Raw genomic sequence first — 24,390 nt, 5'->3', positions numbered from 1 at the left:
ATGGTAAACATCACAAAAAAATCCAACACCTTAAGAATTGCCATTGCTACCGCTACTGTTAAAGTATCCAAACAGGAAACCATTGATGCAGTTGAACAGCGTACAATACCCAAAGGCGACATATTTGAATTTGCTCGAGCCGCAGGTTTATTCGGCGTAAAAAAAACGAGTGATGTGATTCCGGATTGTCACCCGCTTCCCATTGAATATACGGCCATTACTTATGAAATTGTGGGCTTATCCATCATTATTAATGTTGAAGTACATACCATTTATAAAACCGGGGTAGAAGTTGAAGCCATGCATGGTGCATCCGTTACCGCTTTAACCATGTATGATATGTTAAAGCCAATTGATAAAGGTGTGGAGATAGAAAATATCAGGTTATTGAAAAAATCTGGAGGAAAATCAGATCTTAAAAATGCCAAATTCCCTGCAATAAAAGCAGCAGTCATTGTCTGTTCAGATTCTGTTTTCCAAAATAGGGCACAGGATACTGCAGGAAAAGCCATTATTTCTCGATTGGAACAATGGGACATCCTTACGAAGAAATATGAAATCATTCCTGATGAAGTCGACATCATCAGAGACAAAGCAACTGAGATATGTAATAATGGTTACGATTTAATCATCTTTACAGGCGGAACTGGCCTTTCACCACGTGATGTAACACCCGAAGCCATTGCACCCTTAATTGACAGAAATGTTGAAGGCATTATGGAAACAGCCAGGCGTTATGGGCAAGAACGTATGCCCTACGCGATGCTTTCACGCGGTGTGGCCGGTTTTATCGGAAACACATTGGTACTTACGTTCCCAGGCTCTAAAAGTGGTGCAGAAGAAAGTATGGACGCACTTTTTCCACAGGTTTTACATTTATTCAAGGTAGTAAAAGGCGAGAAACATTGACATTAGTGAGTTGAAATTTGTAATCCTGTCTTAAGCGCTGCAATCCTTTTCGCAATAAATTGAATTCTAAACCGGATTTAAAATCCAGAGACTAAAGATCAGGATCACAGATCCTGAACAACATATCCATGGCTGGTGGCTCACCAGCCCACAGTCATTCTGAACGCAGTGAAGAATTTTCCAAAGAAAAAGAATATCATAATCAAATACGGATTAAAATTCAAAGGTCAAAATCACAGATCCTGGCCAGCGCAATCATTAACAATATTAAATTTAAACAACAAAAATCTTTTTGGTGATCAAATTTATGTTCTATTTTTGCGCCATGTCGCCTAAATATAAGATTTTATACTTTTTCCAAAATTCAGATACTACTATCCTGGAAATTCAGCGTCTTGGTCTTCCAGATAATGCAGATGCAGAGTCGACTTTCCACTGGCTTTACTTTGATAAAATTACAGGGTCATTGATTAAATTATGGTTCAGGTCGATGGATTCATCTACGGAAATTGAAGAACGTTATTTTGAACAGGGTTATCTTAAATTTAATAAAACAGAGGCTACTTATATTGAAAAGCACAATTCTTCGCAACAGAAACTCAATAATATGGGCAATAGAACCGTTGGCGAGGAAATAAGTACCTTATTGGAAAATTATCTAAAGTAAGTTAAGCCACCTCCGGCAATTCTGACGCTAAGCCAGCCTTGCTTAAAGGATAACGCGAGGCATGGAAATCCTGCAGTGACTGATGAAAACCAGAATAGAAATCTTCTTTTTGGATACTTTCTAAAAGTTGCCTACAGGCCAGTACATCCGCATCAGAATGGTGAAGTTTCTCTGCAATAAAATTAACTACATCCCAAATACCCTCCATCATAAAAAACCTAAAAACGGATAAGATTGCAGACCATTGAACCTTTTTATTATGCAGTAAGAAAAATCGCGATATCGGACTACACAAACGTTTAAATGCCATATAGTCCTCTTCTGCCCCTGCTAAGTTTAAGATTCCTTCACTGTAAGGAAGATTTACAATTTCTGCAGCAATTTTATCAATACCATGGTTATAAATGCTTCCAGCACAGATTGATGATATTGATATCAATGCTAAATGATCATAAATTCCGGGGTGCATTTTCAGTTTACCATTACGTACGAATACTAATCCGCCTTTTTTGCCAACGCCAGGTTGCATATCAATAGCTGATAAACTTAGAAGCTCAAATTCATGAGCAAAATTAAGCGCCATTACAAATTGTGCGGCGGCCATAAAAGTACTCCGATCAAGAGTTTTGCTGCAGGTAACAGGTTCCTGAATTGAAAAAATAGAAAGTTGCAAAAGTATCTAGTTTGTTTGGTTCTGGTCGACTGTAACGACATGTGCAAAAATAAAAATACCATTCAAAAAAATAACATGGATTTTGGGTAAAAATAATTAGAACAGTAAGTAGCTAGAAATGAGCACAAAATTTTTTAGACCTTTTTGTTCATTATCCTTGAACATTAAGTTTTATCTTGAAAAAAAAATTGGCCAAAAAAAAAGCAGGACTAAATCCTGCTCAAAATCTTTTTGGGGAAGAATTAAACAACTCTTACTTTCACTGCATTAAGGCCTTTTTTGCCTTCTTGAACGTCATATTCAACTGTATCATTTTCTCTGATTTCGTCAATCAGGCCTGATGCATGCACAAAAATCTCAGATCCGTTTTCTTCTTTGATAAAACCAAAGCCTTTTTCTGAGTTAAAAAATTTTACTGTTCCGTTTTTCATTATACTGGATGTTTTAAATTAAAAATCAAAAATAGGATTAAAACCCATAAACCAAAATTACTGACAAATAAAATTGCGATTTATTGGCAAAAAGATTCAAAACCCTAAAAATTACAGCATACATTTATAAGTATGACATAGAAAAAATTGATCTTCCTTACCTAAGAGTTGAGTACCAGTTAATGGGATGCGATCTTAAATTCATGCCATCACTTTCAATGTGATATAAAATAATAGGCTTGCTGAAATCTACAAAACGTTCTACCTGTCTGGAAAGTTTACCCAGAAAATCTATGCTTGATATGCCTTCTTTTAAATGAACATAAATCACACTACCGGTTTTGAATTCGAAGCGTTCTACCACACCGGGCCACTCCGTTTTGATCCTGGTAAGAAAAGCTTTGATTTTGGTTTCTTCTTTTAGATTTTCCATAAGCTTAACAGGTTTTAATATATGCTAATTTAAAAAATTATTCCAAATTAGATTAATTGTAACAGTACCTATACAATTTATATAATGATTGAAATATGCTGAAACATCAAGATTCTCATTCAAGAACAGTACCTTTTTATACACCATTTCTGCGCAGGCGGGAATTTTAATGCCCATGACCAAGAAGTAAAACCCTTTAAATATTAGGATTCCCAGTTAAGCTGGGAATGACGATATCTTCCATCAATTCCATTTATACAAAGGTGTGGCTTTCAATACAATTACCTATCTGAAAGAATACACTAAATTTGAGATGCTAATCAAGATTAGAAATGATAAATACATTAGTAGTAATAATATCTGTCATAACGATTTTTTTTGTGTATCCCTATTTCAGGACTAGACATGGATTAAATTAAAAAAGCCCCTCAATCCTGAGAGGGCTTTTTTATAGTCGTCTATCCCTATAAGTAGGAATTTCAAAACTAATTAATGTGATTTATATTTTCAGGGGTTGAATAAACTGAACAGATTTTTTTTTCGGTTGAGTTCACCATTGTTTTCAGGCTTTACATATCTACTGGTCAACTATTACTCCACACCTTTCGTATGAGTCGGAATCACATATAAAGATTTTGAAGCGGTAATGAAAAGCAGGTTTTTATCTTTTCCACCAAAACAAATATTACCACACCATTCTTCAGGCACATCGATATGGGCAATTTTTTCTCCTGTTGGATTGTAAATATTCACACCTTTTCCTGTTACATAAATATTTCCCTTATTATCTAAAGTCATTCCGTCTGAATGCTGGTTAAGAATAAGTTCTCTATCTGTTAATCTGGCATCAGCTCCAATACGATAACGGTAAGTTTTATTCGCATCCATATCGGCCACATACAAAAATTCACCATCAGGTGTACCTACAATACCATTAGGCTTAATTATATCATCAGCAACTACAATGGCTTCTTTTTTCCCCTTAGGTAGATAATATACCTTTTGGCCCTGAATTTCCGGCGATTTTCTTGTCCAATAATTGCGCTGATAATAAGGATCGGTAAAATATATTCCACCTTTCGCATCCAACCAGATGTCATTCGGACCGTTTACTTTCTTACCTTCATAATCACTGAAGAGCACTTTTATTTTTTTGTTTTTATCAATGGACCAGATTTGGTTATTTTCATCGGCACATACAATTAAGTTGCCCTTTTTATCAAAATAAGTACCATTTGCCCGCCCTGATTTATCCATATACAGGCTCAATTGACCATTAGTATCGTATTTCCAGATTTTATCGTTCGGTTGGTCGGTAAAAAAAACATTTCCCTCTTTATCAACCGAAGCGCCTTCAGTAAACTTGAACTGTGAGGAAATCAATTTCAAACTATCCTGAACAAAAAGGATCTGTTCTGCATTTTGTGCAAAAGAAGTAATGCTTAAAGCGGAAAAGACCAGAGCGAAGAAATATTTTTTCATTTATGCTTGATATTAATGTTAGTGATAAGTTCGAGATTACAAATCCCGAAACCTAGAGTAAATATATCAACTTACGCGCTTACCTTTCAGTAACATATTCAATGCATCGTTTAGCGTTCCTGCCTGTTGTACCTCGCCTTCGTTTACAAAATAAATTTCGTCGGCGTTTTCAATGGTATTTAACCGGTGGGCGATAATGACCAAAGTTGTTTCTTTTGAAAGTTTATTTAAAATACTGCCCAACAGTTGTTCAGTTATAGTATCAATGTTGGCTGTAGCTTCATCAAGAATCAACAATTCAGGATTTCTAAGCACCGCACGCATAAACGCAATCAACTGTTTCTGCCCCAAACTGATACTGTCTGCCCCTGAAGTAATCTGCGTATTCAATCCTTCATCAAATATGGCTAAGAGCGCATTTAGATTCGCTTCTTCAATTATTTTTTCCAATTCAGCATCCTTAACCGTTGCATACTGACTGTTGCCATATAAAATATTTTCTTTTACCGTTCCGGTAAACAAAAATGGTTCTTGCAATATAAAACCGATCTTTTGTGTTCTTTCTGCTGTAGAAAATGACCTGATATCTTTGCCGTTTAACAAAACTGTTCCTTTGGTAGGGTCATATAAACGTGAAATTAGTGAAGCCGTGGTCGTTTTTCCGCCACCGGTTGGCCCAATTAAAGCATATGTTTTACCTCTTTCAAACGTTAAATTGATGTTATGCAAAATTTCTTTACTGTCATCATAAGAAAAGTGAACGTTTTTAAATTCCAGCAACGCATTTGAAGGAACTGGCTCATTTGATGTTATTTGTTTTAAATTACTTTCTAGAGATAAAATCTGCGAAATCCTGTCCCAGCTGGCCATAGCCACTTGAAAACTGGTCCATAGCGCGGCCAACTGCCTCAACGGATTATAAAAATTGGTCGTGTAAGAAATATAACTCACCAATAAACCTAAGGTAAAATTACCCTTAGCAATTAAATGGATACCAAATAGCAAAGTGATTAGTTGCGCGATGCTGGATAATAAACCATAAACAGGTACAAAAATATTATTGGCTAAACCGGCATTGATGGCTGTTTTATAATTTTGGTTATTGGCTTCATTAAAACGTTTCCTAAAATAATCTCTGCGGTTAAAAGCAATGATGACTTTAAAATTGTTCAGGCTTTCCTGTATTTCAGCGCTCATTCCGCCAACGCTTTTTAAATTTTTAGCATTTTTAGCTTTTACCCATGGTGATAAAGCTACAGTGAAAAGCACAATCACCACAGCAGGTGCAAGCGTAGCCGCACCCAACTCAAGGTTAATGGAAAGCAGGAAAATACCGGCACCGATCATGGTTACGATACTGCCGATAAACTGCATTAAGGATTGTGAAAAAAACTGGTTCAGTTTGTCCGTATCATTATTCACCCTCGAAATCAGGTCTCCCACCTTATTCTGGTTAAAAAAAGAAACAGGTAATTCCTGTAATTTATTAAAAATGGAATTCCTTAAGGTGTATAACATGCGCTGACCTACCCCGCCCATTAATCTGGTTTGGATGTAACCGGTTAACATCGCAATCATATACATCACCAATAAGATACCGCCAAAAATCAGTACGCCATGAAATTGTTTGGTACGGATATAGGTATCAACCGTATGGCCTACCAATAACGGTCCTAAAAGCAATAATCCAGAGTTCACTAAAATGGCAATCAGTGCCAGCCAAAGGTTTTTATGCTCGGCAGATATCAGTGTGAGCAGGCCTTTCAGCGCTTGGTAAGTAGATTGCTTTTCCTGCCCTTTGTTAAGCTGGTTAAGATTGTAGTTCATAATTACTGGTGCTCTGTTGTGAATTGTAAATCTGAACATACTCAGGACTGCTCTTTAAAAGTTGCTGATGGGTTCCTTCAGCAATAATTTCGCCTTGCATCAGCAAAATCACTTTATCGTAATGTTCAACGGAAGCTATTTTTTGGGTGACGGAAATTAAAGTTAAACCTGGATAATTTTGCTGGATATTTTCAAGAATCCTTTTCTCGGTATTGGTATCAACCCGGGCCGTAAAATCATCAAGTAACAAGATTTTTGGATTTATTGCTAAAGCCCGGGCGAGCATGATCCTTTGTTTTTGTCCACCAGAAAGGCTATTCCCACGTTCCGATACAATCGTGTTCAGTTGATCGGGCAAAGCATCTACAAAATCCTTTAGTTCAGCCGTAGCAATTGATTTTGCCAGCAATTCATCAGTAACCGTATCGCTAAAGGCAATGTTTTCCCTGATGCTCATGTTAAACATAATGCTATCCTGAAACACGAAGCCGACCTGCTTGTGGAAATCTTCTTGCTTATACTTTTTAATGTCTTCCCCATCAAACAATACAGATCCAGCATCAGCGTCAATCAAACCTGTTAAAACATAAAGCAGTTGAGTTTTACCAGCAGCTGTGGGTCCAATAATAGCTGTTTTCGAGCCAGCCTTGGCAGAAAAAGAAATGGATTTCAAAACTGGTTTCTGACCAAAGCTTAAGCTGATATCTTTAACCTCGACGTCACCTTGTAAGGAGGTGCTTAACGTTCCAGGATGATTAATTTCCGCAGCATTGAGCACGCTATCTATCCTTTGGTAAGATGCGGTAGCCTGTGCAATAACATTGCTCATAAAACCGATCACCAAAATGGGAAATACGATAAGGGAAAGGTAGCTGTTAAAAGCGGCAAACTCTCCCAATGTCATCGAATCGGTAATTACAAAATGACCACCCAATACTAAAATGCATAAACTTGACAAATTGGCTGTAAACACGATAACCGGAATCAAAGCTGCGAACATCCTCAGGATGGATATCCCCAAATCCCTGGCTTTGGAATTTGCATCTAAAAATTTATTGTATTCCAGCATCTGTGAATAGACGATGCGGATTAAAGCTGACCCCATAATGCTTTCGCTAATCACCTTATTGAGCCAATCGATTACTTCCCTGCTCTTTTTAAAAAGTACCTTAACCTTACTCAACACATAGAAAAATGCACCGCCAATAATCGGCACAATGGCAATTACGCAGAGCGCCAGTTTCCAATTGATTGTAAGCAGCAAAATACTCGCCCCAACAATTAAAAAAATAGATGAGCAGATGGAAACGATGGCCTGCGAAACAAACATTTTGATTGAATCAACATCAGCGGTGAGGTTGGTAAGCAGTTTTGAAGGATTGGCCTGAACAATGTAGGCGTGGCTTTGTCGCGAAATCTGATCAGATAACCTGGTTCTTAAATCTTTTGCCACCCGTTCAGAAGCGTAGGTTTGCACGATGCTTTGTAAATAGGTGAAGACAAAAACCAACACAATGGCCAATGAAAACTGAAGCAAAATGGATTGAAGGTTGAAAGTTTTATGGGTATAAGAGTCGATACCGCTGGCAATAATCTTCGGTAAAAGTAAGTTGATACCGTTACTGAGCAGCGCAAATAAGATCAGCATAAAAATTAAGCCTTTATAATTTCCAAGCAAACTGAAAATACCTGGCTTATTGGCTTCTTTGGTTTTTTTCATATCAACGAAGACACCTTAATTTGTAGGTTCCAAATTTAGCCGAATTAATTGATATCGTTTGTAAGAAAGATATTAAAGAAGAAAGATATTTATAAACTAACTAGATTACTCGCTTATAATTTAAACCCGATTTGCCACTAAACATTACTACCTTTGCAATAAAAGCCATTGGAGAAAATGGTTAAACCCAAAAACAAATGATCGAAATAGGAAAATACAACGAGTTAAGAATTTTAAGCAAAACAGAAGCAGGATTAAACTTAACCGACGGCGATAAACTGGTAATTCTGCCATACCAATACGTCCCGAATGGAGTAGAAATTGGTGATAACATTAATGTTTTTGTATTTGTGCAAAAGGATGGTCGCTTAACTGCAACTACTCAAAAAGCATATGCTGAGGTGGGTGATTTTGCCTTTTTAAAGGTAGTTTCTGACGGAGATGATGGGGTTTTTATGGACTTAGGAATCGATAAAGACGTATACGTACCCAAGCGCGAGCAAAAAAGACCGATGCAAAAGGGTTACAAATATGTAGTATACCTATACTTAGATGAAAATAACGATCGCCTTTTGGCTTCATCTAAATTGTATGATTTTGTTGAAGAAGATGGTTTCGATTTTGAAGAGGGCGATGAAGTGAGTTTATTGATTACTGAAGAAACGGATCTTGGTTATAATGCCATTGTCAACAATACCTATATTGGTTTGCTTTACAATAATGAGGTTTTCGACAATATCCAACCTGGCGACATACGTAAAGGCTGGATCAAGAAAATCCGTGTGGAGGGCAAGATTGATTTAACCCTCCAACCTAGCGGTTATGGTCATATCCTCGATTCGAAAGAAATGATATTAAAAGAGCTTAAAAAAAGCGGTGGTGTGATTGAACTGGGCGATAAAAGCTCCCCTGAAGATATTTATCACCGTTTTCAAATCAGTAAAAGTGCGTTCAAAAAAACGATCGGCTCACTATACAAGGAACGCTTGATTAGCCTTTCTGATGATTCGATCAGATTGCTAACAGACGAAGACGCTGACTAATAAGAATTTTATCGGTTGGTGTCACAACAACAGAAACGAGACAACTTAAGCTGGTTGGTGTGACAACGGAAAAAAGAAAATGATCTGTGTTTTCTGTGCCTCCGTGGCGAATATATTTTCCAGATAGATCGCTTGACTAGCTTTTTTTATCGGTTGGTGTCACACTGATCAAAAGGAAAATGTTTCCCATAGTTGGTGTGATGCCCAGACAGTAGTGAAGGATTTAGTTCAAATTAAATTTATCGCTTGTAATCTTAACCATATTCGAAGCCGAAACGATGTTTACAATCATAATCCCTATCACAATAGCCAAAATAACCTGTAATGTAGAGTAAACTTTCGTTCCTGAAACAAAAATTCTTGAATCCCTAATCAAATCATTACCCACTTTAGACTGTATTTTAATCAGTGCAGAGAGCTTAGCCAGCGTTTGATTAACTGCCTTTTTTCCTGTCGATTTGTAAATTGTCCTTCCATCCTTAGCACTGCCTATATTCAACATTTTGGTTTCTAAATGTTGCTGAGCAAGTAATGCCTTTTTAAACTCATTTAAATAACTTTTCTCCTGCTTTACCAAAAAAGTAAGTTCATATTTATTAATTACCGAATCTATTTTCCGGTTATGTCTATTCATTTTTACAAGCAAAGTGGATCCATGCAAAGCATCATTTCCGATCAATATTTCCTGAAGGATGGCATTTTTATAATATAGATTTTCAGCAATGAAATATAAGTCTGTAGCCGGAACAAGTCTATCGTTATACATGGAGATAAACGAATCATTGATTTTCTCTACACTTTTATCCTCTAAAAAACGAATCATCAAAGTGCAGCACATAATACAGAACAGCAAAAAAGCGGTTTTCAACTTATTTTTAAGGCTAAAAGCAAATTTCATATATAATCGGTTAGTTTCTAATTTCGCTTGGCATTATCTTGTTTAATCGTCATCCTGACTCAATAGCTATAGGATTCATTTAGGTCTTTGATAAAGGAAAAATGCTGACCATAAAGTAGCTATTTGACCTTTGAAACAATGAAAACTGCTAATAAAATAAATTCAGCATGACTAGAAACTCTAAAAATAATCCTCCTGTGCCGTTTTCGCGAAAAGCTGTGGCGCAAAGTTAACTAAATATAGCTCTTTTTTTGCCCGGGTTACCGCAGTATACAACCAACGCAAAAAATCAAGGTCGATCATTTCTTCTGTAAGATATCCCTGATCGGCAAAAACTGCATCCCACTGGCCGCCCTGCGCTTTATGACAGGTTACCGCATAAGCAAACTTGATTTGGAGTGCATTATAAAAAGGATCCGCTTTGATCGCCAACATTCTCTGCCGCTTATTGGCAATATGCTCATAATCTTCATTAAGGCCATCAAAAAGCTTTTTATTTTGTTCGTAAGGAAGGTTTGCACTCTCTAAATTCAAAGTATCCAACATTACCTTACAACTGATCTGCCCTGCAGCCGGAAAATCCATAAATTCCAAAATGGCATCAGCAAAACGAAAACCATAACGTTCCTCTTCTCCCCTCACACGAATCACCTTGGCCATGTCGCCATTGGCAATAAAAGCGGTATCCTCGTTATCAGGCAGCCAGAAATAATTATTTCGGACCACCATAATCTGGTCACCACCGGTCAATTCCTCTTCACGATACAACAGCCTTGCTCTAATCTGCTGGTTATACACATTGGCTGATTTATTGGAACGGCAAACCACCAGGGTATTTTCCATACCAAATTTACGGTAAGCATACTCCAGCCCCTCTACCAAACGGGCACCAGCCATATTGTAAATATCGGTGTAGTTTTTTGTTAGAAATTTAGGGAATGGATGTTCTGGATTTTTGGCAATCTGGTTCCGCAGCATCGTGGCATTGGCCAAAATTCCGGATTTTTTGCCTTGACGAACCACTTCCTTTAACTCAACCGATGAAACCGTTAGGGCAAATTTATCTTTTAAGTACTGTTCATTTAATGCCGGGCTATCTAAACTCCCAACAGGAGGTAGCTGTGCCGTATCCCCCACAAAAAGCAGAAAACAGTTTTTGTTATTATATACGAACTCCAGCAGATCGCGTAAGATCGAAGAGCCTGTCTCATTAAATTCATCAGCGATCATCGAAGCTTCATCGATAATAAAAAGTGTATTTTCTGAAAGATTCGGCGCCAACTGAAACTGCATTTCGGGTGATGCGGCAGAACGCTTCCTGTAAATGCGTTTATGTATGGTTAGAGCTTTACGAAATGAATATTGGCTCATCACCTTTGCCGCCCTTCCGGTTGGTGCAAGTAGTTCGCTGCGCAGGTTAAACTGTCTCAAAACCTTTACCAAAGCCGCTACAGAAGTGGTTTTACCCGTACCTGCATAACCTTTCAGCACAAAACAGCGGTACTCATCTTCCTGTTGCAGGAATGCCGACATCTGCTCGCAAAAAAGCATTTGCTCTCTTGTTGGCGTATGTTCGTATGCGGCGGCAATAAGCTGGCTTTTATCGATGATCATCTCTATGGTTAATTTAAACGGTTAATCTGTTAACTGTTAGTGTGCAAGAAATAGTAACTGAGTTTTTAACACAGCCTTATTTAACTAAACCGTATTGAAGCGATATCTCCCAATCTCCCTGAACATTTGGTTTTTTAGCAAAAGTTTGAGTGGGAATTTAGTGAAAAGACGGACGACAGTATCCGATTAGCAATACCGTGCCTTTCGAACAATTTCAATCGCTGTGCCCTATGCTATCTGCTCCTTGCTATTACAAAAGTAAGGTTTCAATACGATGCGCCATTACCATGTTTTGTTTTTTGCTATAGCTAAAGATGGTAAAATGGCCGTCTTGCGAGGCGACCAACCCAATAGACTGAGGTTGATCGTTCACAAACTGGGCAACAGAAAAATGGCGGGTACCGCCAAGCTGTCCGGGATAAAGAATTTTATCTTCTCCTCCAACGATCGGCTCCGAAAACGCAATCTGCTCTACGGTAGGTTTCCCCTTTGCACGTCCTATTTTAGCACCAAAGGCTATGAGGTCAAATTCTTCATTGATGATGGTAGCACCGTCAACCGCGGTTAAGCCTGCCAAATGTTCTACCTCGCGACGCACAGCTCCTTGGGAGAAAATCTCGCTTTGGTTGCCATTCTGTTTAGCCAGATTAGATAAGCCACAGAAAGGAGGTTCTACCAAATACTGTATCGGGTGAATGATGGATTCCTCCCATTTGGTATCGCCCTTAGGTACAATTAACAATGCCCCACCTCTGCCATGCGCACGCATAGAAACTGAAAACTGAATCAGGATATTGATCGGATCGTTCCAGCTGGCCAAAACAGTTAAATCCAGTAAAGCCTGCAAAATAGGCGGACAATCTCTATTGTTACAGCTCCTGTCATCCACAATGCGGATTTGTTCCCCTTTTAGCACCGCTACATTGGTAAATTTGCCAATTCCATAAATTCTACGGTGTTTAATTACGATTAACCCAGGTTCGGAAACATCAACTACAAAACAAAAATTAGGAATATTAAGGGTTGTACCCCAGATATAAAGTTCACCATCCTCTTCCCAAACGCCAAGGTGGATTCCGGAACGTTCAATTCCAGGGGCTATTTTGGTTAAGGTATTTGCATTTAAAGCTAATTTTTTGGCAAAACGTAATGGTTTAGAAGTTTGCGCAGGAGGAAGAAAAGCAATGGATATCCGTGGCGAATGCCCTTCTTCTTTACGTAAACTGCTCCAAAAAGCAACATCAATTATCGCTTCAATTGTTTTTTGATCTGGTTGAGTAGCCAAATCTATCTCACCTTGTGCAATGGCATTTTTATGCAGTTTAACAAAATGTTGTTCTATCGTGGCCGCAATCGTGTTTGCTGCTTTATAGGTAGGCTTATAACTCATGTTCCGAATTTAAGCCGAATATTTCGATTTTTGAATAGCCCAAAGGTTTGATTTTGGTAAAAAAAATCTTTAAGGTTTAACCGCAAAGTGAACAAAGAAGGGATTAATCTAAAGACGCGAAGAACGCAAAGTTTGGTCTTATTTTTCTTTAATTTTTCCAAGGTAAACTCAGAATAGATAAGGTGGTGAAGTTGGGTTAACTGGTTAATTGTTTAAATTGGTTAATGATTTCAAAATTCTAACTATAGAATGCTGAAGACCTTGATTATTCATTATTATTAACTGAACCTAATGATGGTAAATATCTCCCTGAAAACAACTTTTTTATCTTTAATTATTAAAAAACCCTATTTTTGTTTCAATGCGTAACAATAGTCTCTTATTGGTCGACCCAAATTTCAAAGCTGACACATCTGCAAACTGCCATTTATTATTAAAAATAACAAATGATAGCTTTTCTTATGCCGTGGTTAGCCAGGATACAAAAGAGATTAACCTCATTTTTGATAAGCAAGGTTGCAGTGATGTACTAAAAGAACTTAACTCTGCTTTTACAACCGATAGTTACCTTTCTTTAAATTATGGAGCCGTTAAAGCAGCTATCCATACCTCAAACTTTATATTTATCCCCGATGAATGGTTTGAGGGTGAAAATCTGGATGTTTATAGTCAATACCTCGGTTCTGATGCTAAAATCTATATCAAACACAACGAAGAGCTAGGTTTTAATACTGTTTTTTGTTTGAATGAAGATTTAAAAGAAAATCTGCCTAAACAAACGGATCTTTATCCACAATCTGAGCCATTAATGGTTTTATTTGGTCATTTGGCAAACGAGTCTTTACTAATCGATTTTACTGCAGTATCTTTTAATGTACTCTATGTAAAGGATAAGAAGGTCATTTTTCAGAACCACTACGAATCAGAAAATGCGGAGGAATTTAATTATTTCCTATTGCTGATGATTGAGCAATTAGGGCTAAACGATACTATTCCAGTTTATCTACAAGGCATCATTAACGAAGATGACGAGCATTATAATTGTTTACTAAAATATTTCAACCAGCTATATTTCTTCCTTCCAGCCGGAAAACAGAACAGCGAATTATTGGCCGATATGCCTAAACACTATTTCAGTGGTCTCCTTGCTTTAGATTTATGCGGATAATTGGTGGTAAATTAAAGGGCATTCGTTTGCAGCCCCCTGCAAATTTACCCGTACGGCCTACAACGGATATGGCTAAAGAAGCACTTTTCAATATCCTAAATAATAAATATGATTTTGAAAGCTGTGCTGTATTGGATTTGTTTTGTGGTACCGGGAATTTAACATTTGAGTTTGCTTCGCGTGGAGCGGAGTGCATTTTAGCGGTTGATATGGATTATGGCTGCGTGAATTGGGTAAAAAACACCGCTAAACAACATCAATTTAATCAAATCGATGTCCGTAAAGGTGACGTTTTTAAATTATTGAAACAAATGAGCGGAACATATGACCTGATCTTCGCCGATCCTCCTTACAATATGCCTAACATCCCACAAATTCCGGTGATGGTTGAAACGCAAAAATTGCTAAAACCTGGTGGTTTGCTAATTGTAGAACACCAAAGCAACATGAAACTGAACACCCAGCCAGGTTATACCGAAACAAGAAAATACGGAAATTCTTCTTTTAGCTTTTTCGAGTTCAGTTGAATTGTTCATTAGTCATTAGTGATTGGTTGACTGTTTAATTGGTTTACTGAAATATGATTTTTCACAGAATAAATCGCTTAAGACTACACTAACCGCTATCCTAACTACACATTCCAAACCAAACGGGATGATGTCTGCAGGCATGATGCAATTTTTTATGCGTATTTCAAGCTAACCGCTAAACCCTCAGCGCTAAACTATTCCGCTTTCAAATATAAAAATCTATATTTGAATCATGAAGATAGCGCTATTTCCAGGTTCTTTTGATCCGATTACCATTGCGCACGTAAATATACTACAGCGTGCCACTCCACTTTTTGATAAAATTGTAGTGGGTATCGGACTTAATAGTGCTAAACAGAATTTTTTAAGTGCTGAACAGCGTCTCCAGATCTTGCAGACTGTTTTTAAAGATTATGAAAACATCGAAATCCAAACTTACGAAGGTTTGACTGTAGATTTCTGCCGGAAAATAAACGCTACCTACATGGTACGCGGGATCCGTTCGGCTGCTGATTTTGAGTACGAACGGGCTATTGCGCAGATTAATCAAACTATGATGCCAGAGGTAGAAACCATCTTGCTGTTAAGTAAACCCGAATACTCTGCCATCAGCTCGACCATCGTGCGTGATATTTTAAGAAACCACGGCGATGTGAGTCCATTTGTACCCAAAGAAGCATTGGCATTTTTATAACTTTGTCAACCAAAGATTTAATTTAGGTTCATCTTAAATACATATTCTCCTATTTTAAAAGTCTTCAGGACAGGATGTTTTTCTGTATAATTAACACTATTCTTAGCAATCACTCAGAATTAAGATTATCAATCTAGGTAGATTGCTCCATTCGCCTCACAGTATACATTAGCTACCTGAAGAAATGACAACTTTGATACAGGGAACCCATAACTGTTTTATATCCCTCAATTAGACTATCGTTTTATCTGCGTCCTTTTTCTTTGTTTAAATATTATTTTAACTTAACCTGTAACGTTTCTAAAAATCTGTTACCAATTTGGTATATATTAAATGAAAGAAACAGAACACACATTTCTTACCCTGATCAATCAGCACAAAGCGATTATACACAAGATTTCTAAAATGTATATGAATGATGCCGAAGAACAACGTGATCTGTTTCAGGAAATCGTATTACAATTATGGAAAGCCTATCCTTCTTTTAAAGGAAATAGCAAATTTACCACGTGGATGTACCGCGTTTGCCTCAATACAGCAATAATCTATTTCAAGAAAGACATCAGAAAGGTAGACAGAATACCGTTAGATGGAAACATTGATATAATAGATGCAAACGAAAATGAAGGGAAAGAAGAAAAAATAGCTTATTTGTACGCTGCTGTTCGAGAATTAAATGCAATTGAAAAAGCATTAATCTTCCTTTTTCTCGAAAATCAATCACATCGTTCAATTGCTGAAAACCTTGGAATAACCGAGGTTAATGCACGTGTAAAGCTTAAAAGGACAAAAGAAAAATTACAGTTCATCATAAAGAAAAATGGTTATGAATTTTGACGATTTAAAACAAGAATGGAATACAGAAAATCAGGAAGAAAGCAACATTTCTTCCGATATGCTTAAAATAAAACAGGCGCGCACACCTATTGATAAAATTAGGGCCAAAATGAAACATGAATTTTTCTACCAGATGTTTTTTTTGGTATGTATGGCTTTTATCCCCTATGCTTTTGGATTTTCATCTTTAGTTAACAGGGTATTTCTTTTGACCTATTCCATTACCTGTGGTTTTACAGCTTATTATTTCTTCAAGTTTTATATATTTTATAAAAACTCATACGATTTAAGCATAGATACCCGCAAAAATATCCTTTGGTTTTATTACGAAATGAAGCTAAATATAGAGCTGTATAAAGCCTTAACTTACATTGTGGCTTTTATTTCAGTCGGTTTTTTAACCGCTTTTGTATTTATTGAAAAGGCATCTGTATTCTCGCGGATATTAAATAAATTATCTCCGGTTTACATCCTGCTCAATTGCTTTGTAACCATCCTGATTATCGGTGCAATTACCGAATTATGGGCTTGGTTTTATTACGGAAAATACCTAAAACAGGTTAAAAAAGTAGTTGATGAACTGGACTATGAATAATAATCCGTTGGTGTCAGAAAGTTACCTTCTGACTTATAGCGATATTAATCCGTCTAATTTTTATTTTAATCCATTTCAGATAGAAGTATCTGACATCACAATTATAACACAATTAGTAACAAAAAGATACTGACCACGCAGTAGCTACAAGGTAATTTAAAATGCTATCGCTACTTGTAAAATAAGTTCAGTAGGGCGACGATCTATGGGATAGCATTATAGTATCCCACCAGCTCTCAACACATCCATTATAGATGGAAAAGTATTTTTAACGACCGGCGAAATATGATTTTTATCTAACCAAACCGCTTCGTCTATGCCTTCTTCCTTTTGAGGAACCAATTTAGGTTCACCCTTTACCCTCATTTTATACCAATTGGTTTTCTTGATTACCATTTTATTGCCCATCGGATAAACATGATAGGTTTTACAAAGCTTTTCTTCCCGTTTAAAAACCCTGATTCCACATTCCTCTTCCACCTCACGAACAGCGGCTTCTTTCATCTTTTCGCCGTCCTCCAGTTTTCCTTTAGGCAAATCCCATTTTTTGTTCCTGAAAATAAACAGGTAATTGCCATTTGCACTCTCTACCAAACCACCTGCAGCCTTTATTACAGCACAATCTTTCTTCAACTTTTTAAAAGTTTCCTGTGGATTTTTTGTCAAAAATATATAACTCTTTTTAGATCCGTTTTTCAGTTTTTTATAGAAGGTTTCCAGATTGAAATCCTTAAATTCCAACTGTTGAATTTTTTCTTTTTGCTCGGGCAAAAAATCTGATATAAACAAAGTGTTATCGTTGATGTAAATTCTATAATTTTTTGGCATGTAATTAAAGCATATTAATAAATGGAAGCATAAATGGCTTCGTCGCAAAATCAGTCCTCCTCCTTTAGCCCATAAAGGATCTTTTAACTACAGCAATATATATATTTGCTTTCCCTAAAGTAGAAAAATTGTTGAGTTAATATAGGATATAAAAAAAAGGTTACAACAATTAATGTTGTAACCTTATCTAAATTAACGCTCTCAATCAAAGATTGATGCAAGGCTCTCACCCCTTGCTTGCTACAAATATATAACAATTTATTAAAGCGTAGAAAAAAAATAATAATTAATCTAAAATAGTTTTAAGCATCTATAAATCAACCATCTACTTTATAAAAAATAATGAGAAGCCTCTTCTATCAGAACATACATGTGGAAACTACAGTTAATAATTCCATCAGCGATAAAATTTTTTTTATAATTTTAACTTTTTAATCTGCCATGCCCACACCTTCATTATCAGAAACCGATTTGGAAATATACCGAAATGATCTTTCTAATCCAGAAAAATCAACTGATGAACTCTTTAACAGATTAAATGGGTTCTATCAGCGTTTTGCGACTAATGAACAGCTTCTTGCAGATTTCGAATATATTTCGGCACTTAATAGTCTTGAAAGCAGCTACACCTTTAAAAAAGAGCATTTTAATAAAGAAATTGCTGAGCTTAAAAAACAATTTAAACAACTGGATAACCGGATTGTAGCGGCTGAACAAAAACTACGACATGGCATTCCGGAAGACCTATTGGTGATGGATAAAATTATCGCCGAACAGGAATCTATTATTGAAGACCAGGAAAAGCTGAATAGTGCTGAAACGCATATTGTAGAGCAGGTACGTAAAATAGATATTGAACATGGTAAAGCGCTTCAAAAATTAGAAGAGCAACAGAAAAATAGGGGAATCCCGTTTAAAGGCAAGTTTTCGGCCTTCAATGAAAAGATCAGGAATGCTGAAAAAGGGATTACTTTAAAAGTGAGGGGATTTTCGCTCCTTGCGATTATCGGTATTCCTTTAATTATAGATCTATTTTTTGGCTTAATAGGATCTCCTAATTTCTCCAAGAGTTCGAATAATATCATATTCAATCATTATTTTTTCCTGATCAGCCTAATATTGATCGAGTTATTTCTTGCCGATAAAATCCGGAACAGGATTTCACGCATGTTGTCGATAACTTATCTAAAAGATTCGCTGAACACTTTGGATAACCTGTTAACAGAAAACAAAAGACAGCTAGCGAAAGTGGAGTCAGAGCACCATATATCGCTATCCGAATTTGTAAAAAAAAGTGGAGATGCTTTAGGTTATTAACTTTCCTAAAAAAAAGGGATATAGAAATATTGCTATTACTAAATCCCTTTAACCTCTGTTATAATCTGAACTACAATGTAGCCATATCAATCACAAACCTGTAACGTACATCACCTTTTTGCATCCTATCGTAGGCTGTGTGAATATCTTTCATATCAATCAATTCAATTTCCGATACTATGTTATTTGCTGCACAGAAATCCAACATTTCCTGAGTTTCGGCAATACCACCTATGTTGGATCCAGCCAGACTTTTTCTGCCCCCCAATAAACTAAAAGCCGCAATCTCCGCAGGTTTAGGTGGAACACCCACACAGATATGCGTACCATTTATCCTTAATAACGAAAGGTACATGTTAAAATCATGCTCAGCAGATACGGTGTCCAAAATAAAATCGAAGGTACCTTTGGCTGCTTTAACCTGCTCACGATCGGTTGTGACCACAAAATGGTGAGCACCTAATTTTTTTGCATCTTCTTCTTTTTTAGGCGAAGTACTTAATACCGTTACTTCAGCCCCAAAAGCCACTCCAAATTTCACCGCCATATGGCCCAAACCGCCTAAGCCCAAAACAGCCAGTTTATGACCCTTTCCTACTTTCCAGTGTCTTAACGGAGAATAAGTAGTAATACCAGCACATAGAAGTGGTGCTACAGCAGCAAGATTTAATTGATCTGATACATGAAGTACAAACTCTTCTCTTACCACAATCGTATCAGAATAACCACCATAAGTTGGTGTCTTACCATCTCTCGCTAAATTATTATAAGTTTGGGTATTGCCTTCTAAACAATATTGCTCTAAATCTTGCTTACAATTTTCACAAACCTGGCAAGAATCTACCATACATCCTGTTCCGGCAAGATCGCCCACTCTAAATTTCTTCACATGATCTCCAACCTTTACCACCCTGCCTACAATTTCGTGGCCGGGAACCATAGGAAATATCCCCTCAAACCAATCGTTTTTGATCTGGTGCAGATCTGAATGGCAAACCCCGCAGAAAAGTATTTCGAACTGAACATCATGAGGACCCACTTCCCGGCGTTCAAAATTCCAGGGTGCAAGATCCGTTTGGGCATTTTGTGCCGCATATCCTTTTGTTGCTATCATAAAAAGTTAAATTAATTAATGGTAACAAATGTAAACAGCCATTTGTTAAGCGCAATTACATAAATCAAATTAATCATTACAAAATTCAAACAATCAATTACAACATCAATCCCTGCAACTGTGCGTACTGCAGTAGCATAATTGTTTTACCATCCCTTATCTCACCAGATTTCATCATGTCAATTGCCTTTTCGAAAGGTAATTCCAAAACTTCTATATCCTCATTTTCTTCTTGTAACCCTCCTCCATCATGTAATTTCATATCATTTGAATACGCTGCAACAAAAAAGTATAATAGTTCAGTAACTGAGCCTGGTGACATATAGGCTTCGAAAACTTTTTCAACCTTTTCAATCCTGAATCCGGTTTCTTCTTCCGTTTCCCTTCTGATACAATCTTCCGCATTATCCTGATCCAACAATCCTGCGCAGCATTCAATAAGATAACCTGTATCATTTCCATTAATAAATGTCGGTAACCTGAACTGGCGGGTCAGTACGATCTTTTGATTAGCTTTATTATACAATAAAATCGTTGCACCATTTCCCCTGTCATATGCTTCGCGATCCAAAATAGATTTGGCACCGTCAACACCAATCATTTCGAATCTGATTTTTTTGAGTGTATACCAATTATCAGATAAAATTTTAGTGTCAAGAATATTAATATTTTTCATTTTTGATTATTTTTGATCAATTATGATTAAATTTGATCGAATTAAACCATTATAAATGACATTTCAAAAAAGGGCGCATAAAATTCTTGAACTTCTAGAAACATTTGGTGAAGTTAAAATTCGTCAATTTGCCACCGAAATTGGTATTTCTGAAGTTACCGTAAGAAGAGACCTGACCCACATGGCTGCCAACGGGCTACTTTACCGTACACATGGAGGCGCCATGAAAATAAGTGATGTGATCAAGCCAGTTTCATTTGCCAATAAAGCAGAAGTTAATCTAAAAGCAAAAGATGCAATCTGCAAAAGGGCAGCTGAAGACATAACTGAAGGGGATGTGATATTTATCGATTGTGGCAGCACTGCCTTTAGATTATGTCAGTTTATTAAAGATAAAAAGATAAAGGTAATTACCAATTCGCTACCAATAGTAAATGAATTGCAACACAGCGCAGTAACAATAAATCTTATAGGAGGTGAAGTTGATGCAAGTAGACAAGCCATCCATGGAACTATCGCACACGAACATATTGCCAGATACCATGCCGCTAAAGCATTTTTGGGCGTGGATGGCATTACTGCTGAAGGACTGTATGCAGGTAGTGAATACGAGGCTTCTAATACTTTAGCTATGGCAGCACAAACCGATTGCACCTATATGCTTTGTGATGCAAGTAAAATAGGGAAAAATTCATATTTGAAATTTAATGATTTATCAATTGTGAATATTCTAGTGACCAACTATAATGGGCCGGAGGTATATGAATTCGAATCAAAAGGAATAGCCGTATATTCAGTAACCGTTTGATCAGTGAGTAATAACGTCAGCCGGATTGATGAATTAGCACATGTTGAATTGCTTTAAGCAGATCGTAAGTTATTTGTAATGTATTTTCAAAACTAACTATTCTTTATCATGCTGATTTACAGCAAGTGACAAGAAACCACTTTTAGCATCCACCAAAATTTCCAATATTTGTTTTGTGAAAATATCTGAATTAAATCCTGATTCTTAAATTTTTCTTTCCCCAAATATAAAATAATGGGGCTTAATAAACGTTATGACAAACACAAATAAATCTGTAATTTTGAGCCATGTATAATAAAAGTGATATTGAATTAAAAGTAGCGGAATTTTTATTACAGATTAAAGCAATTAAATTACAGCCAAATAATCCTTTTACCTGGGCATCTGGCTGGAAATCTCCAATTTATTGCGACAACAGAATTACCCTTTCCCATCCTCAGGTTAGAACCTACATCAGGCAGAAACTTGCGCAGGCCATACAAGAAGAATTTGGCTCTGTAGATGTTATTGCAGGTGTAGCCACTGCTGGCATCCCTCAAGGCGTTTTAGTAGCTCAAGAACTGGGTTTACCATTTATCTATGTGAGAGCGAAAGCTAAAGAGCATGGTACCGGAAGTTTAATTGAAGGCGAAGTGGTAGAAGGACAACGCGTGGTGGTTATTGAAGATCTAATTTCAACCGGAAAAAGCAGTTTGCAAGCTGTTGAAGCATTAAGAGCAGCCGGATTATCGGTAGCTGGCTTAGCGGCAATTTTCACCTATGGTTTCGAAAAAGCAGATGAAAACTTTGCAGCTGCAAAATGCCGTTACTTAACCTTATCAAACTATGGAGCGTTGATCGATTATGCCGCCGAGCATAGCATTATTGCCAAAAGTGATATGGAATTATTAGGCAAATGGCGCTTAAATCCTTCAGAATGGGGAAAAGGACAGGTTTTGAGTTCAGAGGCTTAAATCCAGAGTAAATAAATTTATACAAATATATAATGACTGTTATCGATAGCACAGTAGAAGTTAATAAACCGGTTGCTGAAGTTTATGCTTTTCTATCCAATATGAATAATCATCAGCAATTGATGCCAGAAAACATTTATAACTGGGAGTCAACCGAAGATGATGCACGGTTTACCATCCAGAATATGGCCAAATTAGCCATTAAAATTTCGAGCCGGGTGGAGAACCAGGAAATAACAGCAATCCCCAGCGAAAAAGCGCCTTTTGATGTAGAATTAAAGTGGACAGTAGCAGACAACGGCAACGGAACGACTACAGCAAGACACATTATTTCAGCTGATTTGAACATGATGATGAAAATGCTGGCATCTGGTCCGCTACAAAAACTGGCTGATCACCAAACTGTAAAACTGAAAGAGATTTTAGGATAAAAGTGATTGCATAAATTAATTGACTACAAATATAAAGACGAATTAAACTTCGTCTTTTTTATTTTCTCTGAAGTTGTCATTTTGAACGCGGTTGAAGCATGCGCGAGATCGATTGCTATCGGATGACAACTGCACTAATGGATCCTGTTAATGGTGGATTTAGAATTCTCGAATACATCGGAGTGTTGGTGACAGATATACAAGAGGCATCATTTCGACCGCAATGGAGAAATCTTTGAACTGTGTTAAAAGATTTTTCCCCGCCTGTACCGGCAGGCCTGTCTGCGCAGGTAAACATTTGCTGCTCTTCAGTCGAAATAGACGGCGATTCTTTAAATCTGTCATTGATAGCCTATTGGAGGAGCTCACATAGGAATTTATACTGTCAATATTTTAGAAAAGCATTTTCTGTTTGCTCCGGTTACAGTAGTTCTGCTATCTCTCCAAGTCCTCTCCCGACGAAAAAGTCAGGATTCGGGCTTTCCGTTCTATCACCTACCCGTTGAAGGCGGGGTTTATTTAACCTGGGCCAGGAGTACTTATGACTTTAGACTCACGATCTAATCTTTGCTAATATGCTCCACTCTATCTATATTTAGGCATTAAGGTTTACAATTCCTTAAATTTCGTTAATTTAAAGCGATTTTTCACACAGTATTATGGGTATAGCGCAACTCGAGGAACAAATTGAAGCAGGAAATCTACAAGCCGTAAAAGAAATTTTGATTGAAAACCCAAAATTGGCAAACGTGGATACTTCACATCAAATTTCGCCACTTTTATTGGCTTGTTATTACAAAAAACTGGAAATAGCTGATCTGATTTCCGAATTTTTGGACCATTTAACCCTATTTGAAGCTTGTGCTGTTGGAAAATTCGACGAGGCTACCCTTTTGATTTTTCAAAATCCTGCCAGTATCAATGAATTTTCTAAAGACGGTTTTACACCCCTGGGTTTAGCCTGCTACTTCGGACATGAGGAATTGGCCCGTTTTCTGGTTTTAAAAGGAGCTGACGTTAATCTGGCATCAAAGAATGGCTTTAATGTATTTCCTATACACTCCGCAGTTGCAGCTAACAATTTCAATATCACCAAAATGCTTTTAAGCGCAGGTGCTTATCCGAATGTTTGTCAGAAAGCAGGCTTGGCTCCTTTACATACAGCTGCTCAACTGGGAAATATTGAATTAATTATTTTATTGTTAGAGCACGGAGCAGAAGTTTCTTTACGGATGGAAGGCGGAAAACGACCGGCTGATTTAGCTGCAGAAAAAGGCTTTAATGAAATTGCAGAAATTTTAAGAGACGATGACTAAACAGTTTTTAGTTTGTAGTTCACAATTTTCAGTTGA

General features: G+C 37.0%; 25 protein-coding genes. 13 read left to right on the top strand and 12 right to left on the bottom strand.

Annotated elements, in window-relative coordinates:
- Together moaCB and PGN18_RS17695 are read left to right on the top strand one after the other, a co-directional pair.
- Positions 1–909, top strand: a complete 909-nt coding sequence (gene moaCB, locus PGN18_RS17700; protein ID WP_335320926.1) for a bifunctional molybdenum cofactor biosynthesis protein MoaC/MoaB — start codon at positions 1–3, stop codon at positions 907–909.
- Positions 910–1,234: 325 nt separating this feature from the next.
- Positions 1,235–1,576 carry a hypothetical protein gene (locus tag PGN18_RS17695; RefSeq protein WP_335320925.1) on the top strand — a complete coding sequence of 114 codons (342 nt, stop codon included), beginning with the start codon at positions 1,235–1,237 and terminating at the stop codon, positions 1,574–1,576.
- Between the two features lies 1 nt (position 1,577).
- On the opposite strand, the gene PGN18_RS17690 is transcribed toward PGN18_RS17695, so the two are convergent.
- The 6 genes from PGN18_RS17690 to PGN18_RS17665 form a co-directional block, all read right to left on the bottom strand.
- On the bottom strand, positions 1,578–2,249 hold the full coding sequence (locus tag PGN18_RS17690) for a hypothetical protein (RefSeq protein ID WP_335320924.1): 672 nt from the start codon (positions 2,247–2,249) through the stop codon (positions 1,578–1,580).
- Positions 2,250–2,491: 242 nt separating this feature from the next.
- Positions 2,492–2,680: a cold-shock protein gene (locus PGN18_RS17685; RefSeq protein WP_205059171.1), complete on the bottom strand. Its 189-nt coding sequence runs from the start codon at positions 2,678–2,680 to the stop codon at positions 2,492–2,494.
- 157 nt (positions 2,681–2,837) lie between these two features.
- Entirely contained in the window at positions 2,838–3,113 is a 276-nt protein-coding gene (locus PGN18_RS17680) for a hypothetical protein (protein WP_335320923.1), read from the bottom strand.
- A 591-nt stretch (positions 3,114–3,704) separates the two neighbouring features.
- The gene (locus PGN18_RS17675) at positions 3,705–4,595 is read right to left on the bottom strand and encodes an SMP-30/gluconolactonase/LRE family protein (RefSeq protein ID WP_335320922.1); all 891 of its coding nucleotides are present in this window, start codon (positions 4,593–4,595) and stop codon (positions 3,705–3,707) included.
- 66 nt (positions 4,596–4,661) lie between these two features.
- Positions 4,662–6,422 carry an ABC transporter ATP-binding protein gene (locus PGN18_RS17670; RefSeq protein ID WP_335320921.1) on the bottom strand — a complete coding sequence of 587 codons (1,761 nt, stop codon included), beginning with the start codon at positions 6,420–6,422 and terminating at the stop codon, positions 4,662–4,664.
- The gene (locus PGN18_RS17665) at positions 6,406–8,142 is read right to left on the bottom strand and encodes an ABC transporter ATP-binding protein (RefSeq protein ID WP_335320920.1); all 1,737 of its coding nucleotides are present in this window, start codon (positions 8,140–8,142) and stop codon (positions 6,406–6,408) included. The genes PGN18_RS17670 and PGN18_RS17665 overlap by 17 nt, the downstream gene beginning before the upstream one ends.
- Positions 8,143–8,339: 197 nt before the next feature.
- Here PGN18_RS17665 and PGN18_RS17660 point away from each other — a divergent pair, with 197 nt between their 5' ends.
- A complete protein-coding gene (locus tag PGN18_RS17660; RefSeq protein ID WP_335320919.1) occupies positions 8,340–9,185 on the top strand; it encodes a CvfB family protein in 846 nt (281 codons plus the stop codon).
- A 223-nt stretch (positions 9,186–9,408) separates the two neighbouring features.
- Here the strand turns inward: PGN18_RS17660 and PGN18_RS17655 are convergent, their stop codons facing one another.
- The 3 genes from PGN18_RS17655 to PGN18_RS17645 form a co-directional block, all read right to left on the bottom strand.
- Positions 9,409–10,083, bottom strand: a complete 675-nt coding sequence (locus PGN18_RS17655) for an MCP four helix bundle domain-containing protein (RefSeq protein WP_335320918.1) — start codon at positions 10,081–10,083, stop codon at positions 9,409–9,411.
- A 180-nt stretch (positions 10,084–10,263) separates the two neighbouring features.
- Positions 10,264–11,697, bottom strand: coding sequence for an ATP-dependent DNA helicase (locus PGN18_RS17650; RefSeq protein WP_335320917.1), 1,434 nt, complete (start codon positions 11,695–11,697; stop codon positions 10,264–10,266).
- Between the two features lie 250 nt (positions 11,698–11,947).
- Positions 11,948–13,087, bottom strand: a complete 1,140-nt coding sequence (locus PGN18_RS17645; protein ID WP_335320916.1) for a putative sensor domain DACNV-containing protein — start codon at positions 13,085–13,087, stop codon at positions 11,948–11,950.
- Positions 13,088–13,448: 361 nt separating this feature from the next.
- On the opposite strand from PGN18_RS17645, the gene PGN18_RS17640 reads away from it, so the two are divergent.
- From PGN18_RS17640 to PGN18_RS17620, 5 genes are all read left to right on the top strand, one after another.
- Positions 13,449–14,255 carry a DUF3822 family protein gene (locus PGN18_RS17640; protein WP_335320915.1) on the top strand — a complete coding sequence of 269 codons (807 nt, stop codon included), beginning with the start codon at positions 13,449–13,451 and terminating at the stop codon, positions 14,253–14,255.
- On the top strand, positions 14,246–14,782 hold the full coding sequence (locus PGN18_RS17635; RefSeq protein ID WP_335320914.1) for an RsmD family RNA methyltransferase: 537 nt from the start codon (positions 14,246–14,248) through the stop codon (positions 14,780–14,782). Before PGN18_RS17640 ends, PGN18_RS17635 begins: the two co-directional genes overlap by 10 nt.
- 235 nt (positions 14,783–15,017) lie before the next feature.
- The gene (coaD, locus tag PGN18_RS17630; protein WP_335320913.1) at positions 15,018–15,479 is read left to right on the top strand and encodes a pantetheine-phosphate adenylyltransferase; all 462 of its coding nucleotides are present in this window, start codon (positions 15,018–15,020) and stop codon (positions 15,477–15,479) included.
- A gap of 333 nt (positions 15,480–15,812) precedes the next feature.
- Positions 15,813–16,316: an RNA polymerase sigma factor gene (locus tag PGN18_RS17625; protein WP_335320912.1), complete on the top strand. Its 504-nt coding sequence runs from the start codon at positions 15,813–15,815 to the stop codon at positions 16,314–16,316.
- On the top strand, positions 16,306–16,911 hold the full coding sequence (locus tag PGN18_RS17620; RefSeq protein ID WP_335320911.1) for a hypothetical protein: 606 nt from the start codon (positions 16,306–16,308) through the stop codon (positions 16,909–16,911). The genes PGN18_RS17625 and PGN18_RS17620 overlap by 11 nt, the downstream gene beginning before the upstream one ends.
- A 216-nt stretch (positions 16,912–17,127) precedes the next feature.
- On the opposite strand, the gene PGN18_RS17615 is transcribed toward PGN18_RS17620, so the two are convergent.
- A complete protein-coding gene (locus tag PGN18_RS17615; RefSeq protein ID WP_335320910.1) occupies positions 17,128–17,739 on the bottom strand; it encodes an NUDIX hydrolase in 612 nt (203 codons plus the stop codon).
- Positions 17,740–18,180: 441 nt separating this feature from the next.
- On the opposite strand from PGN18_RS17615, the gene PGN18_RS17610 reads away from it, so the two are divergent.
- The gene (locus PGN18_RS17610; protein ID WP_335320909.1) at positions 18,181–19,056 is read left to right on the top strand and encodes a hypothetical protein; all 876 of its coding nucleotides are present in this window, start codon (positions 18,181–18,183) and stop codon (positions 19,054–19,056) included.
- A gap of 70 nt (positions 19,057–19,126) precedes the next feature.
- On the opposite strand, the gene PGN18_RS17605 is transcribed toward PGN18_RS17610, so the two are convergent.
- Positions 19,127–20,170, bottom strand: coding sequence for an NAD(P)-dependent alcohol dehydrogenase (locus tag PGN18_RS17605; protein WP_335320908.1), 1,044 nt, complete (start codon positions 20,168–20,170; stop codon positions 19,127–19,129).
- 97 nt (positions 20,171–20,267) lie between these two features.
- Positions 20,268–20,846, bottom strand: coding sequence for a GDP-mannose pyrophosphatase NudK (nudK, locus tag PGN18_RS17600; protein ID WP_335320907.1), 579 nt, complete (start codon positions 20,844–20,846; stop codon positions 20,268–20,270).
- Positions 20,847–20,901: 55 nt separating this feature from the next.
- On the opposite strand from nudK, the gene PGN18_RS17595 reads away from it, so the two are divergent.
- The 4 genes from PGN18_RS17595 to PGN18_RS17580 all read left to right on the top strand — a co-directional run bounded on the left by PGN18_RS17595 (position 20,902) and on the right by PGN18_RS17580 (position 24,354).
- A complete protein-coding gene (locus PGN18_RS17595; RefSeq protein ID WP_335320906.1) occupies positions 20,902–21,654 on the top strand; it encodes a DeoR/GlpR family DNA-binding transcription regulator in 753 nt (250 codons plus the stop codon).
- Positions 21,655–21,941: 287 nt separating this feature from the next.
- Positions 21,942–22,607: an orotate phosphoribosyltransferase gene (pyrE, locus tag PGN18_RS17590; protein ID WP_335320905.1), complete on the top strand. Its 666-nt coding sequence runs from the start codon at positions 21,942–21,944 to the stop codon at positions 22,605–22,607.
- A 32-nt stretch (positions 22,608–22,639) separates the two neighbouring features.
- Positions 22,640–23,038, top strand: coding sequence for an SRPBCC family protein (locus tag PGN18_RS17585; protein WP_335320904.1), 399 nt, complete (start codon positions 22,640–22,642; stop codon positions 23,036–23,038).
- A gap of 659 nt (positions 23,039–23,697) precedes the next feature.
- Positions 23,698–24,354 (top strand): ankyrin repeat domain-containing protein, encoded by a 657-nt coding sequence (locus PGN18_RS17580; RefSeq protein ID WP_335320903.1) that lies wholly within the window; start codon positions 23,698–23,700, stop codon positions 24,352–24,354.
- Positions 24,355–24,390 lie beyond the last annotated feature (36 nt).

This window comes from Pedobacter terrae (assembly GCF_036946585.1).
GTDB classification, from domain to species: domain Bacteria; phylum Bacteroidota; class Bacteroidia; order Sphingobacteriales; family Sphingobacteriaceae; genus Pedobacter; species Pedobacter terrae_C.
Note: the sequence above shows the minus strand (reverse complement) of the source record. Positions and strands in the feature narration are given on the sequence as shown.

Bases quoted from the DNA above. Each gene is read 5' to 3' on its own strand.
- PGN18_RS17640 (WP_335320915.1), top strand. From the start codon at position 13,449: ATGCGTAACAATAGTCTCTTATTGGTCGACCCAAATTTCAAAGCTGAC.
- PGN18_RS17605 (WP_335320908.1), bottom strand. From the start codon at position 20,170: ATGATAGCAACAAAAGGATATGCGGCACAAAATGCCCAAACGGATCTT.
- PGN18_RS17665 (WP_335320920.1), bottom strand. From the start codon at position 8,142: ATGAAAAAAACCAAAGAAGCCAATAAGCCAGGTATTTTCAGTTTGCTT.
- PGN18_RS17685 (WP_205059171.1), bottom strand. From the start codon at position 2,680: ATGAAAAACGGAACAGTAAAATTTTTTAACTCAGAAAAAGGCTTTGGT.
- PGN18_RS17610 (WP_335320909.1), top strand. From the start codon at position 18,181: ATGCCCACACCTTCATTATCAGAAACCGATTTGGAAATATACCGAAAT.
- PGN18_RS17625 (WP_335320912.1), top strand. From the start codon at position 15,813: ATGAAAGAAACAGAACACACATTTCTTACCCTGATCAATCAGCACAAA.
- PGN18_RS17645 (WP_335320916.1), bottom strand. From the start codon at position 13,087: ATGAGTTATAAGCCTACCTATAAAGCAGCAAACACGATTGCGGCCACG.
- PGN18_RS17660 (WP_335320919.1), top strand. From the start codon at position 8,340: ATGATCGAAATAGGAAAATACAACGAGTTAAGAATTTTAAGCAAAACA.
- PGN18_RS17580 (WP_335320903.1), top strand. From the start codon at position 23,698: ATGGGTATAGCGCAACTCGAGGAACAAATTGAAGCAGGAAATCTACAA.
- PGN18_RS17655 (WP_335320918.1), bottom strand. From the start codon at position 10,083: ATGAAATTTGCTTTTAGCCTTAAAAATAAGTTGAAAACCGCTTTTTTG.
- PGN18_RS17635 (WP_335320914.1), top strand. From the start codon at position 14,246: ATGCGGATAATTGGTGGTAAATTAAAGGGCATTCGTTTGCAGCCCCCT.
- PGN18_RS17675 (WP_335320922.1), bottom strand. From the start codon at position 4,595: ATGAAAAAATATTTCTTCGCTCTGGTCTTTTCCGCTTTAAGCATTACT.
- PGN18_RS17620 (WP_335320911.1), top strand. From the start codon at position 16,306: ATGAATTTTGACGATTTAAAACAAGAATGGAATACAGAAAATCAGGAA.
- PGN18_RS17670 (WP_335320921.1), bottom strand. From the start codon at position 6,422: ATGAACTACAATCTTAACCAGCTTAACAAAGGGCAGGAAAAGCAATCT.
- moaCB (WP_335320926.1), top strand. From the start codon at position 1: ATGGTAAACATCACAAAAAAATCCAACACCTTAAGAATTGCCATTGCT.
- PGN18_RS17650 (WP_335320917.1), bottom strand. From the start codon at position 11,697: ATGATCATCGATAAAAGCCAGCTTATTGCCGCCGCATACGAACATACG.
- PGN18_RS17585 (WP_335320904.1), top strand. From the start codon at position 22,640: ATGACTGTTATCGATAGCACAGTAGAAGTTAATAAACCGGTTGCTGAA.
- PGN18_RS17595 (WP_335320906.1), top strand. From the start codon at position 20,902: ATGACATTTCAAAAAAGGGCGCATAAAATTCTTGAACTTCTAGAAACA.
- coaD (WP_335320913.1), top strand. From the start codon at position 15,018: ATGAAGATAGCGCTATTTCCAGGTTCTTTTGATCCGATTACCATTGCG.
- nudK (WP_335320907.1), bottom strand. From the start codon at position 20,846: ATGAAAAATATTAATATTCTTGACACTAAAATTTTATCTGATAATTGG.
- pyrE (WP_335320905.1), top strand. From the start codon at position 21,942: ATGTATAATAAAAGTGATATTGAATTAAAAGTAGCGGAATTTTTATTA.
- PGN18_RS17680 (WP_335320923.1), bottom strand. From the start codon at position 3,113: ATGGAAAATCTAAAAGAAGAAACCAAAATCAAAGCTTTTCTTACCAGG.
- PGN18_RS17615 (WP_335320910.1), bottom strand. From the start codon at position 17,739: ATGCCAAAAAATTATAGAATTTACATCAACGATAACACTTTGTTTATA.
- PGN18_RS17695 (WP_335320925.1), top strand. From the start codon at position 1,235: ATGTCGCCTAAATATAAGATTTTATACTTTTTCCAAAATTCAGATACT.